Annotated in this window: 12 protein-coding genes; 8 read left to right on the top strand and 4 right to left on the bottom strand. The window is 58.6% G+C overall.

What is annotated here, in order from left to right; genetic code table 11:
- Positions 1-30 precede the first annotated feature (30 nt).
- From AAHB17_RS20780 to AAHB17_RS20790, 3 genes are all read right to left on the bottom strand, one after another.
- Positions 31-432 carry a hypothetical protein gene (locus AAHB17_RS20780; protein WP_342132810.1) on the bottom strand — a complete coding sequence of 134 codons (402 nt, stop codon included), beginning with the start codon at positions 430-432 and terminating at the stop codon, positions 31-33.
- Between the two features lie 75 nt (positions 433-507).
- On the bottom strand, positions 508-1,941 hold the full coding sequence (locus tag AAHB17_RS20785; RefSeq protein WP_342132812.1) for a heavy metal sensor histidine kinase: 1,434 nt from the start codon (positions 1,939-1,941) through the stop codon (positions 508-510).
- A complete protein-coding gene (locus tag AAHB17_RS20790; protein ID WP_342132813.1) occupies positions 1,941-2,624 on the bottom strand; it encodes a heavy metal response regulator transcription factor in 684 nt (227 codons plus the stop codon). The genes AAHB17_RS20785 and AAHB17_RS20790 overlap by 1 nt, the downstream gene beginning before the upstream one ends.
- Before the next feature lie 498 nt (positions 2,625-3,122).
- Here AAHB17_RS20790 and AAHB17_RS20795 point away from each other — a divergent pair, with 498 nt between their 5' ends.
- From AAHB17_RS20795 to AAHB17_RS20830, 8 genes are all read left to right on the top strand, one after another.
- Complete coding sequence (locus tag AAHB17_RS20795; protein ID WP_342132814.1) at positions 3,123-4,556, top strand: TolC family protein; 1,434 nt, start codon at positions 3,123-3,125, stop codon at positions 4,554-4,556.
- A gap of 18 nt (positions 4,557-4,574) precedes the next feature.
- Entirely contained in the window at positions 4,575-5,987 is a 1,413-nt protein-coding gene (locus tag AAHB17_RS20800) for a multicopper oxidase family protein (RefSeq protein WP_342132815.1), read from the top strand.
- Between the two features lie 37 nt (positions 5,988-6,024).
- Positions 6,025-6,519, top strand: coding sequence for a cupredoxin domain-containing protein (locus AAHB17_RS20805; protein WP_342132816.1), 495 nt, complete (start codon positions 6,025-6,027; stop codon positions 6,517-6,519).
- A gap of 51 nt (positions 6,520-6,570) precedes the next feature.
- Positions 6,571-6,915, top strand: a complete 345-nt coding sequence (locus AAHB17_RS20810) for a copper-binding protein (RefSeq protein ID WP_342132817.1) — start codon at positions 6,571-6,573, stop codon at positions 6,913-6,915.
- A 335-nt stretch (positions 6,916-7,250) separates the two neighbouring features.
- The gene (locus AAHB17_RS20815) at positions 7,251-7,820 is read left to right on the top strand and encodes a hypothetical protein (protein WP_342132819.1); all 570 of its coding nucleotides are present in this window, start codon (positions 7,251-7,253) and stop codon (positions 7,818-7,820) included.
- 10 nt (positions 7,821-7,830) lie between these two features.
- A complete protein-coding gene (locus tag AAHB17_RS20820) occupies positions 7,831-9,471 on the top strand; it encodes a multicopper oxidase family protein (RefSeq protein ID WP_342132820.1) in 1,641 nt (546 codons plus the stop codon).
- A 76-nt stretch (positions 9,472-9,547) separates the two neighbouring features.
- Complete coding sequence (locus tag AAHB17_RS20825) at positions 9,548-9,829, top strand: DUF2933 domain-containing protein (protein WP_342132821.1); 282 nt, start codon at positions 9,548-9,550, stop codon at positions 9,827-9,829.
- Positions 9,826-12,219, top strand: coding sequence for a copper-transporting P-type ATPase (locus AAHB17_RS20830; RefSeq protein WP_342132822.1), 2,394 nt, complete (start codon positions 9,826-9,828; stop codon positions 12,217-12,219). The genes AAHB17_RS20825 and AAHB17_RS20830 overlap by 4 nt, the downstream gene beginning before the upstream one ends.
- Positions 12,220-12,558: 339 nt before the next feature.
- On the opposite strand, the gene AAHB17_RS20835 is transcribed toward AAHB17_RS20830, so the two are convergent.
- Positions 12,559-12,873 (bottom strand): helix-turn-helix domain-containing protein (locus AAHB17_RS20835; RefSeq protein WP_342132823.1); only part of this gene is annotated, 315 nt, incomplete at its 5' end.

Here is a 12,873-nt window from a genome sequence, read left to right on the forward strand (position 1 = left end):
CGTGGTGACGCCTATTGGTCAACGGGGTTTTCAGACCCGGAGTCTGAGCGTGGAGAGGAAAACGGGGTCTGGCGGCGGTCGCGTTTGACCGACTTCTGCACGGAGAACGGCGATGTCTTCGGTCGCCTCGGTCAGCAAGGGAACAACGAGCACCCACAAAGCCGCAGGCAGGCTGACCACTGGGACCTGCGGCGAATCCAAGGATTGCGGTGCGTTGAGGCAGTGTTGATGGCACAAGACCGGTTGCCCAACATCTCGTTCCATCGCCATGGACTCGCACGGTTCCCCGCGTGCCATGGACAGGGCCATCGCTTCGCTGTGCGCCTCGGCCGTAGGAGGACAAACATAGTTCGCCAGTGCCAACTGCGAAAACAACAACGACAGCACCACCCAGAGGGTGACGGTCAGCCGTTGAGTTGCGCGTCGTGACATGTCGAATTTGCTTGGGTCGGTTCAGTCTACTTCGGAGCTTTGATGGACTTCAATGTTTTGCCGGACATGGTACCGCTACCGCCCCACGGAAAGAAGTTGTTCATGATTCGCGTCAAGGGCAGGCGATGGAAAATACAAGGAGAAGGTAGTGCGTTCTGCGTCGGACACCACTTCAATTCGTCCACGGTGCGCCTGCATGATGGCACTGGTAATCGCGAGACCCAATCCAGCGCCATCGGACTCTGGCCGGGTACGTGCTTTGTCCACGCGGTAGAACCGGTCAAAGAGTCTGGACAGGTGCTCGCGTCCAATAGGAGTGCCTTTGTTTGAAACTGACAAGGTCACTTCGCGCTCGGTGGCGACCACCGCTACGGTGACCTTGGTATTCTTTTCGGCATAGCGCAGCGCATTCGACAGCAGGTTGCTGATGGCCCGACGAATCATCAACCGGTCACCAAAGACCTGGCCATGGCCTTCCACCCTGAGTTCGATTCCAAGGTCCTCCGCCACCGCTTCGTAAAAATCAAACAGTGCGAAGACCTCCTCAGACAGTTCCAGATTCTCGGGGTTGGGCAACGCAATCCCTCGGTCTGCCTTCGCCAGGAACAGCATGTCTGACACCATCCGCGCCAGGCGTTGGTACTCCTCTGCGTTGGAAGCCAAGGTGTCGCGGTAAGAAGCCGCATCACGCGGATGGGACAGCGCCACCTGGGTCTGTGTCAACAGGTTATTGAGTGGCGTGCGAAGTTCGTGGGCGAGGTCACCAGAGAAGTCTTGCAATCGCACGAAATCAGCCTCTAAGCGTTCCAGCATCTCATTGAGGCTTGTCGCCAAATCGGCCATCTCCACCGGCACCTCCCCCACGGGCATGCGGTGGTTGAGCTTGCTGGCGGTCACCTTGGTTGCCCGCTCCCGCATCACTCGCAAGGGACTGAGCCCGGTTCGGGCGGCCCACCAGCCGAGGAAGCCACTGAGTGCCGTGGAAAGCAGCACAAAGACTGCCAGCGTCTTCGCCAGTGAGGTCTGAAACATGGCGTGGTGATGCGTCTCAACCGCCAGAATCAGCCGAGCCGTCACCGTGCTGCGCATCTGGTCGATACCTGCGTCGGATTTCAGCTCGATATCTTGTGACAGCCCTCTAAGCGATGTGCCGTTGGCCACCCAGTCGACCAGTTGACCTGGCGGATTGTCCGCAGTACTGAGTAACTGGGGGACCTCAAGGGCGGAGGAGCCCACAACCAGCGCCTTGTTCGACCAAAGCTGTAGGTACATGCCATGGTGACTCTCGGCAATTTCCTTGATGCGCTGTGAAACCTCTTCAAGGCCTTGTTTGCCTTTCTCTGACTCCTGGATGAGCTTGGCTTTGTCCAACATGAAGGCTTGGTCCAATTCGACGAAATGTTGGTGCGTTGTCATCAACACAAGAACCGCCATGCCCGCAAGCACGCTGGCAGCAACCAGCGTGTACAGCACGGTAAGCCGTACCGTCAATGTCGTCTTCATCGGCATCAGGCGGCCTCTGGCGCCTCAAGCACGTAACCCATGCCCCGGACAGTCTGGATGAGCTTGGTGTCAAAACCGTCGTCGACTTTGGCTCGCAACCTGCGCATCGCAACCTCAATGACGTTGCTGTCACTGTCAAAGTTCATGTCCCAGACCTGGGATGCAATCAATGAACGGGGCAGCACCTCCCCCTGGCGGCGCATCATGAGTTCGAGCAAGCCAAACTCCTTGGCCGTGAGCTCAATCCGTTTGCCAGAACGGCTCACCCTGCGCCTGAGCAAGTCGAGCTCCAGATCCAGAACCTTAAGTTGGGTCGCCTCCATGCCTTGGCGACCTCGGCGAAGGACTGTGCGCACGCGTGCTAGGAGTTCCGCAAAAGAGAACGGTTTGACAAGGTAGTCATCGGCGCCCAGCTCCAGCCCTTTGACCCGGTCTTCGACCTGGTCCTTGGCAGTCAACAGCAAGACCGGCATATGCCTCCCGTTGGCGCGCCAAGTTTTGAGGACCTGCCAGCCATCCAACCCCGGCAGCATGACGTCTAGGATGACGAGGTCGTAGCTGACCTCGGCACCCAGGTGAAGGCCATCCAGGCCATTGGCCACCAGGTCCACGGTGAATCCTGCCTCGCGCAAGCCTTGGCGCAGGTAATCGCCCGTCTTGGGCTCGTCTTCAACAATCAGGATTTTCACGAGTCAGCTCCGCATCGCAGTACAGCATCGAGTTTGCACCTTGGGTGGGCACCTCTGGCTCAGATGACGGAAATGTAATCTTCCCGACAGCACTGTGTAGCGGGAAGCCATAGACACTCCGCTCCTCGAAAGTTCATCGGATTTATCGAAGGAGACCCTGGTGTCAAGAAAAATTGCTGTCGGCGGCACGAGCTGCCTGCTTGGCCTCGGTGCCCTGCTCTCAGTTTCGGGAGTTGTGGCGCAACCCGTAGTTGGCATCGCCGCCACAACAACCAGCCAGGTCGGGGCACCTGCGCTGGAGTACGTGTCACCCATCGGAGACTACAAGGCGTACGAACCTCAATCCATTCAATCGTGGAAAGAGGCCAACGACAACGTCGGCCGCATTGGTGGATGGCGGAATTACTCCCGGGAAACGTCCCAAAGCCAGCCGTCGTCGTCTGCGCCGGCTGCATCGGGTGGCAGCGCCCCGCACACCAATCACCACGGGGATAAGAAATGAGAAGCCCTTTGACTGTGCCCGGATTCAAAGTCGCGCTATCACTCACAGCCGTCGCCATTTTGGCCGGATGTGCGTCCGTCAATCTTGAACAAACCCTGGAGAAGACCAACGCTCAGACCGGGGACTTCACTGCGGGCCGTTTGAGTCTTGCACAGACCGACCAGCAGCGTGACGACCGCCAGCAGGCCGCCTCGAAACTCCTGACTTCGGTTGTGGGTCAAAAAGAGGCGGTACAGCTCGCACTCCTCAACAGCCCGTCCATGCAGGCGATGTTGGCTCAAAGTTGGGCCGATGCTTCTTTGGCAGCTCAATCCGGCCGCATTGCCAACCCTGTTTTCAGCTTTGAGCGTGTCAGAGTAGGTGAGGAACTGGAGTTCGGGCGAATCCTGACATTTGGCCTGCTTGACCTCATCACACTGCCATATCGCAAGGGCATTGCCGACCAGCGGATTGCGCAAAGCCAAATCCGCCTGGCAGCTGAGGTGGTCGACCGTACCACCCAGGTCAGGCAGAGCTGGGTCCGCGCGGTCGCAGCGAAGCAGTCACTTGCCTACGCCAAACAGGTTTACGAAAACGCCGAGGCAGGCGCAGAACTGGCCCGCCGTCTTGAAGCGGTCGGCAATTTCAACAAGCTCGCTCGTGCACGCCAACAGACCTTCTACGCAGATGCCGCTACCCGACTTTCGGCTGCCCACCAGCAAGAGATTTCTGCCCGTGAGGACCTGATTCGCCTGCTGGGCCTGGATGACAAACAGGCAGCACATCTGCGGCTCCCAGACCGCTTGCCTGACTTGCCCAAGCAGGCCCGTCAGCCAGCTGAGGTGGCAAAGGCCGCGAGCAACGGTCGCCTGGATATTCAGCTCGCGCAGAGTGCCCTGAACGTCAGCGCCAAGGCCCAGGGCTTGGAAACCATCAACAGCTTCACCGACATAGAGCTGGGTGTGCGCCGTGACACGGTATTCGACAACGGCAGCGGCTCCAAATCGAATCCACGTGGCTACGAAATCGACCTCCGACTACCCATCTTCGACTGGGGAGGTATGCGCCGCGATGCCATGACAGCCCAGACGCTGGCAGCGGCCAATCAACTGGAGGCAGTAACGCGTGCCGCAGGTTCGCACCTGAGGGAGTCGTATTCAGCCTACCGAACCGCCTACGACATCGCGCGGCACCACCGAGATGAAGTGGTACCTCTGCGCAAGGCCATCGCCGACGAAAACCTGCTTCGATACAACGGCATGCTCATCGGCGTCTTCGAGTTGCTCGCCGACTCCCGCGACCAGGTGTCCACCGTCATGGCGGCCATCAATGCCGAGCAGCAATTCTGGCTGGCAGACGCCAACCTCCAAGCGTCCTTGGTCGGTCGCCCGACGGGCTTGTCCATCGCCAGTCCCGCTGCTGCGCAAAGCGGCGGTGCCGAAGGTCATTAAAAAATTCGGAGCACTCACGTGACATCTAGACGAGATTTTTTCAAGTTTGCCGGCATTGCCGGAGGTGCGGTCGCAGCAGCCTCGGTCAGCAAGGTCGCCATGGCGGCCCTGCCAGAGCCGGTGATACAGACCTCGGCCGAAACCAGCGCACCACTAGTCCCCAATTTTGGGCGACCATACAACCCCGTTGTGACACTCAACGGCTGGACACTACCTTGGAGGATGAACCAGGGGGTCAAGGAGTTCCATTTGGTCGCCGAGCCGGTGGTGCGCGAAATGGCGCCAGGCTTCAGCGCCCACTTGTGGGGGTACAACGGCCAAAGCCCTGGCCCCACCATTGAGGTCGTCGAGGGTGACCGCGTGCGTATCTACGTCACCAACAAGCTGCCGGAACACACCAGCATTCACTGGCACGGCCAACGTCTTCCCAACGGCATGGACGGCGTGGCCGGTTTGAACCAGCCAGCCATTTCCCCTGGCAAGACGTTTATGTATGAGTTCGTGGCGCGGCGGCCAGGCACCTTCATGTACCACCCTCATGCGGATGAGATGACGCAGATGGCGATGGGGATGATGGGCTTTTGGGTCACGCACCCCAAAACCAAGAACCCGCTCATCGACGAGGTGCAGCGCGACTTCTGCTTCCTGCTCAATGCCTTCGACATCGACCCTGGCAGCTACACGCCAAAAATCATGACGATGCTCGACTTCAACCTGTGGTCATGGAACAGCCGCATCTTTCCCGGCATCGACTCGCTCAATGTGCGGCTCAATGACAAGGTGCGTATCCGCGTTGGAAATCTCACGATGACCAACCACCCGATTCATCTGCATGGACACGAGTTTCTCGTCACCGGCACAGATGGGGGGCCCACCCCCAAGAGCACGCGTTTGTATGAAGTCACCACGGACGTTGCCGTGGGTCAGATGCGCCAGATTGAGTTTCTTGCCGATGAAGAGGGCGACTGGGCATTCCACTGCCACAAGAGCCACCACACGATGAATGCCATGGGCCATGACGTCCCTACCCTGATTGGTGTGGACCATAGGGGGATGACTCAAAAGATTCGCAACCTCATCCCCGACTACATGGTGATGGGCGAGCGGGGCATGGCAGACATGGCGGAAATGGAAATGCCGCTCCCGGACAACACCGCTCCCATGATGACGGGCCAAGGACCGTTCGGGTCGGTCGAGATGGGTGGCATGTTCAGTGTCCTGAAAGTACGCAAAGACCAGAAGCCGGGAGATTACAAAGACCCTGGCTGGTTCAAGCACCCCGAAGGCACCGTTGCCCATGAATACACCGGCCCTCTTGAGGCACCGGCCCGCTTCAAGTCAGAGGGTGGTCAATCGATGCCTCTGGCCGAGACGCCTAAGAAGCAAACCGTCGTGAAGGCCCGAAAGCCCACACGTCACACCGAGCATTGAACCTTCCCCGCCCAACCCACTTGAACCTGGAGAATTTATGAGCCTGAACACACGCGCTTTCACCCGTGCCTCCCTGGTAGCTGCACTCGCCATGTCTGGAGCTGCCTTTGCAGCAGGTAGTCACTCTGGCGGCCATGGACATGCGGACGAGGAGACCGCCATTGGCAAGCCTGGCGTTGCATCAAAGGTCACCCGCACCATCACCATCGAGATGCGTGACACGATGACCTATTCGCCTGCAGAGATTCAAGCAAAACAGGGCGAGACCATTCGGTTCGTCGTCAAGAACGTTGGCAAGGTCAAGCACGAACTCAGCCTCGGTACCGAAAAAGAGTTGCTGGAGCACCTTGAACAGATGAAGAAGTTCCCCGACATGGAGCATGACGAACCCAGCAAGGTCACGCTCGCCCCAGGCAAGTCGGGAACCATCATCTGGCAGTTCACCAAGGCAGGCGATGTCAACTTTGCCTGCCTGATGCCGAGCCACTACGAGGCTGGCATGAAGGGCATGGTCAAGGTTGCCAAAAAGTGAAACTGACCTATACCGTGAACATTCCCCTCAACTTTTGAAGTCAACTACCCCATGAAAAAGTCAATCGTTCAAGCGGGCATGCTCCTGGCCCTCGCATCAGGTGGCTTGTTCCCAATGCTTGCTCAAGCCCAGGCCACGATGGACCACAGCAAAATGGACATGGCAAAGATGCCCTCCATGACCGACGGTGAGGTTCGCAAGGTGGACTTGGCAACCGGAAAAGTCACCATTAAACACGGTGAAATCAAGCACATGGACATGCCGGGCATGACCATGGTGTTCACCGCAAAAGACAAGGCGCTGCTCACGGGTCTGAAAGTCGGCGACAAAGTCAAATTCATGGCCGAAAACGCCAACGGCCAGATGCTCGTTACCGGGATTGAAGCTGCCAAGTGAAAAGAGTCAGCGCCTGGACTGACGTAGCGCGCGCCTGACGCTGAGCCCTCGACGTCACGGATTTGAGTCCCTCCTGCCTCCCGGCAGCGAGGGATTTCGTTTTTGGGCTAACGAATAGTGCTTCCGGTGATGCACAAGGATTTGACTTGCATCAAGTCCGAGGGGCAATTATGACAATTTCGTAATCTTCAAGTCATGTGAAGCGCGAGTTAAGCCGCCTAAAGTCAATGGCAGTGACAGCCCCTTGTCAACTTGCGAACTTGGTACCGTCGATTTCGCAACTTGACACTGTCACGGCTGCTCCAGCAGCGCCCTTTTGTCATCAGGAGAATGTCATGTTCAAGCTGTCCACTGTCGTCGTCGCTGCATTGTTTTCTTTGGGCTCGATGAGCGCCATTGCACAAACCACTCCGGCTGACCACACCCAACATCATCCTGCGGGCTCCGCCCCCGCATCAACTGCTCAAGCACCTGCCCCAGTGCCTGCAGCGCCAGCCGCCACCGCACCAGCTTCGAGCGACCGCATGGCTGCGATGGAGAAGCAAATGCAGGCCATGAGAGCGATGCGTGAAAAACTCGCCGCCGCCAAGACGCCCGAGGAGCGCCGTGCGGTCATGGCCGAACACATGAAAACGATGCAAGACAGCATGGGCATGATGGACATGATGAAGTCGCCTGGCGGCATGGGCGGCATGGGCGGCATGGGCGGCATGGGAATGATGGGCGCTGCTCCCGCCACTCCTGGAGTACCTCCCCAGCCCAATGCCATGGCTCCGAGCATGCCTGGGGGCCAGGGGGGCATGATGCCCATGATGGAGGGCATGCAGCAGCGCCATCAGATGATGGAAAAGCGCATGGAGATGATGGAATCCATGATGCGCATGATGATGGACCGCATGCAGTGAGGCCCTACCAGTGACCTCCAGAAGAACATTTCTGCACATTGGCGGCGTCTCTGGCTGGGCTCTGCTGATTTCGCCGCTGAGCACCGCGTTTGCCCAAAGCCAAGACCACACGAGCCATGCGGGACACGTCTCACAACCTGAGGTCGCCAAGGCGGTCTTTCCATCGCCCGTGACCCGGGCCGCTGATGCGTTCACCAACCCGTTGTTTGTGCCCGGCAACAGCGGCTTGCTGGGTGTAATGGCGGTTCAAGCTCCGCTGCGTCTGACGGTGGGCGGTACCAAGCAACCGGTGGTACCTGGCAAATCACCGGCAAGCCTTTTGGTCTATGGAAGCGAACAAGGCGGCGTCCAACGGGCTAACCCCACCCTACTGACAAAAAAAGGGCAGGTTGTAGAGGCCATGCTCGCCAACGGCCTGACGGAGCCCACCATCATCCATTGGCATGGTTTGCTGGTGGATGGACAAACTGACGGGGGGCCACAGCTGTCGGTGCCTCAAGGCGGGGAATACAAATACCGCTTCCAGGTTCGCAATCGAGCTGGCATGTACTGGTACCACCCGCATCCACACGCTTCGGCCGCGCGTCAGGCCTACTCGGGCTTGGCTGGCCTCTTCTTTGTCGACGACGATGAGGAACAAGCTTTCCGAGACAAGCTCGGGCTCAAGCTGGGCGACAACGACCTTCCGCTCGTCATTCAGGACAAGCGTGTCGACGCTGACGGACAACTAGTCTACCGTCCGACCGACGAGGAATGGAAAGGCGGCTACTTGGGCAATGAGGTGCTGGTCAATTTGACCGTCGCCCCTCTGCTGAAAGCCACCCCGCGCTGGTACCGCTTGCGCATGCTCAATGGTTCCACCGCTCGGATTTTCAACCTGGTCTTCTTCCATGGGGAGCGCAGCCTTCCATTTGCTGTCGTTGGCACGGATTCCGGGCTGCTGCGAGCCGCACAGACGACCAAACGCGCGTTCCTGTCACCCGGCGAACGGCTCGACGTGCTGCTGAACCTGGCCGACATTCCTGCTGGTCAGTTTGTCATGCTCAAGAGCTTGGCCTTTGACCCCATGCACCAGGAGGGTGGTCATGCTGGCCACGGTGATAGCGGTGCGACCATCAACTGGCCCGATGGCGCGGAGATTCCTCTGCTGAAAATCGCCGTGGACGGCAAGGTTGTCTCCACACCGGTCCCCCTACCCGAGGTGCTCTCCCGCTTCGACGACATCCAGGTGTCGAGAGCTAAGGCTCGGCCGTGGAAGCTGGGTTGGAATGGCAAGGACTGGCTGTTGAACGGCAAGACATTCCAAATGAGCGAAGTAGTTGCCACCGTCAGTCGCAATGACGTGGAGATTTGGGAGTTGCAAAACGAGAGCCAAGGCATGCCGCATCCGATGCACATCCATGGCTTTGTCTTTCAGGTGTTGAGCCGACAAGCCAGTCCGAAACAGCAAGCTGAGCTGGCAGTTGACCGCTTTGGTCGAGCTGCGAGCGACCTGGGCTGGAAGGACACGGTACTGGTATGGCCAGGCGAGTCAGTGCGACTTGCGATTGACTTCAAGCATCCGCATGCTGGCGCACAGACATTCATGTTCCATTGCCACAACCTGGAGCATGAGGACAAGGGAATGATGGTCAATTTCCGAGTTGCCTGAAGGCTCATGGATGGCGGAGGCGTCTACGCCGCCTCAAGCCAAACCTCTCAACACTTGTCATTTTCAGGAGACTGCCATGGGCACCGAACACGAGCATGGACAAGACGGACATCAAAGCAGCCAAGGCAGATGGTCTCCAGGCACCACCGCACTCGCGATGGTGGGCGCCATCGCCGCCTTCTACCTGATTCGTGAACACTGGACTCACCTGTCTGGCTGGTGGACCTATTTATTCTTGCTCGCCTGCCCGCTGATGCACCTGTTTCATGGCCATGGCGGACACGGAGGTCATGGTGGCCACCATGGAAACAACCCAGCGGCACCGACCGGAGAGCCCACGAAAAAGGACACGCCATGAGTAGCGCTGAGCACGACCACACCCATGTTCATGGGGAAGGTGCCCTGGTTTACACCTGTCCGATGCACCCGGAGGTGCAACAAAACCATCCTGGCAATTGCCCGAAATGCGGCATGACGCTCAAGCCGCAGGGAGCGGTCTCAAGCCATGGGCATACGTCGTCATCGCAGGGAAACCATGGGAGCCATGACCACGGCACTCATTCGGCTGAACATGCCCACTCTGCGCATCAGCACCATGCGCCGAAACCGCCGCAGGCACCACCCGCAGCCCCGAGCCAAGGCGCCGCAACCGGCACGGAATACACCTGCCCGATGCACCCGGAGGTCAGGCAAGACCATCCCGGCAATTGTCCAAAGTGCGGCATGACTTTGGAGCCGGTCATCCCTGAGCTCGACGATTCGGAGAACCCGGAGCTGGTCGACTTCCAGCGACGCTTTTGGTGGACCCTGCCGTTCACCGTGGTCGTGACCGTACTGGCCATGTTCGGGCACCAACTGGGGTGGTTCGATGTAGGCACTCAGCCCTGGATTGAGTTGGTCTTGTCGCTGCCCATCGTGCTCTGGGCTGGGTGGCCGTTTTTCGAACGCGGTTGGCAATCCATCGTCAATCGCAGTCCGAACATGTGGACCTTGATTGGTTTGGGCACTGGTGCGGCGTTTTTGTACAGTGTCGTGGCAACAGTGGCCCCTGAGGTGTTTCCCGATTCCTTCATCTCTATGGGGCGTGTTGGGGTGTATTTCGAAGCGGCAGCCGTCATCATCTCCTTGACACTTCTGGGCCAGGTTCTCGAACTCAAAGCTCGGTCGCAAACATCAGCAGCAATCAAATCACTGCTGGGATTGGCACCGAAGACCGCCCGACGGATTAGAGACGATGGCACCGAAGAAGACGTACCACTGACCCACGTCCATGTGGGCGATGCACTTCGCGTCAGGCCCGGCGAGAAGGTACCGGTTGATGGCGTGGTCACCGAAGGCATCAGCGCTGTCGACGAATCCATGCTCACCGGCGAGCCGGTTCCCGTGACCAAGCGCCCGGGAGACAAGGTCATCGGGGCGACCATGAACACCAACGGGGCCCTGGTCATCCGGTCTGAACGCGTTGGCTCGGCCACAATGCTGTCGCAGATTGTCCAGATGGTTGCCCAAGCGCAGCGTTCTCGCGCGCCCATGCAGCGGATGGCCGATGTGGTGGCAGGCTATTTTGTGGTCACGGTTGTGGCTATCGCATTGCTCACTTTTTTTGGATGGGGCCTGTTTGGTCCAGAACCCCGATGGGTGTTCGGTCTCATCAATGCTGTTTCGGTGCTCATCATTGCCTGCCCGTGCGCGTTGGGTCTGGCTACACCGATGTCCATCATGGTCGCCACAGGCAAAGGCGCAACCCAGGGCGTGCTTTTCCGGGATGCCGCTGCCATTGAGAATTTCAGAAAGGTAGACACCCTCATCATCGACAAGACTGGCACCCTCACTGAAGGGCGTCCGGCATTTGACCGGGCCATCCCGGTGCCCGGAGTCACTGAAGAGTTTGTAATTCGCACAGCGGCGAGCCTTGACCAAGGCAGTGAACACCCCCTTGCAGAAGCCATTGTGTCGGCAGCTCGGAAACGCGGCTACCAACTGGAAAAGCCTGAGCAATTCGAGTCTGGAACCGGCATAGGCGTCAGAGGCCTCGTGGTCGGCGCTTCCGTGGCACTTGGCAACACCGCACTGATGGAGCAGTTGAGGGTGGACGTGTCGCCGCTGATTCGGCAGGCCGAAGGCTTGCGCAAAGAAGGCGCCAGCGTCATGTATCTCGCCGTAAATGGCGCGCTCGCAGGCCTGTTGGCCGTATCTGACCCAGTGAAAGCCAGCACGCCGGAGGCCTTGACCATGCTAAGGGCCTCGGGCCTGCGCATCGTGATGGCCACAGGCGACGGCGTAACCACAGCCAAAGCGGTAGGGGCACGACTGAACATCGAGGAAGTGCACGGTGAGGTCAAACCCGCCGACAAGTTGAGGCTCGTCGAAAAGCTGCAGGCCGAAGGGAGAGTCGTTGCGATGGCCGGAGACGGCATCAACGATGCGCCTGCATTAGCCAAGGCGAACGTCGGCATTGCCATGGGCACCGGCACAGACGTGGCAATGAACAGCGCTCAGGTGACCTTAGTCAAAGGTGACTTGCGAGGCATCTCGACCGCACGGTCACTTTCTGAAGCGACTGTGGGCAACATGAAACAGAACCTTGTGTTTGCGTTTCTCTACAACGCCTTGGGGATACCCGTCGCTGCCGGCATCTTGTATCCGTTGACGGGCTGGCTGCTGTCGCCCTTGATTGCTGCGCTCGCGATGAGTTTGAGTTCAGCATCCGTGATTGCCAATGCACTGCGTCTGCGTACTCAAAAGTGAAAGTGGTGTGCGTTATTCACGCCACGTGCTAACAGCACTCGTGACGGATCGCCCGGCCTCGTTTGACGCGCAGTTTGTGCTGTCACACGTGTACTGACTGGTGGTTTACCCGTTGGCCGGCTGGGCGGAGTGCAGTGGGGCATGGATCACCCACTTTCATGACGGCCGGATTTCCGATCAAACCCGGTTCGCTGGAGCGTTCGCGGAGCTGATACGTGTGTCACTGCAAATTTTTGACTACAGAACCGTTGTTGACAGTAGGCCCAGTAGGGTGTGCTGCCAGACGAAGACCATCGATAGTGGCTCCGAAATATGCTGCGCCCGTGTGCCACCAAACACTTACCAAAAACCTCGTCGATTCACCTGCGCGAAAAGCGTAGTGAAAGTGTCCAGCATCTCAGGTTCAATAGGCAATTCACAGGTACTGCCAGCCAGCTCATGCGCACGCTTGAGCACCTGATCCAACAATTTTGTCCGAGGCAGTAGCACATAGTGCACCTCACAATCCAAACCGTCAGCGAGTCGGGAAAGGGTCCTGAGGGATATGGAGCCATCTGCCTCTGCCTGTTCCAGTTTACGTACGCCCTGTGCGGTCATGCCCAGCCGATCACCAAGAGCTTTTGAACTCATGCCCAACGCTAACCGGACGGTCTT

The sequence above is a fragment of the Hydrogenophaga sp. OTU3427 genome, from assembly GCF_038440225.1.
In the GTDB taxonomy this organism is placed as follows: Bacteria; Pseudomonadota; Gammaproteobacteria; order Burkholderiales; family Burkholderiaceae_C; genus Hydrogenophaga.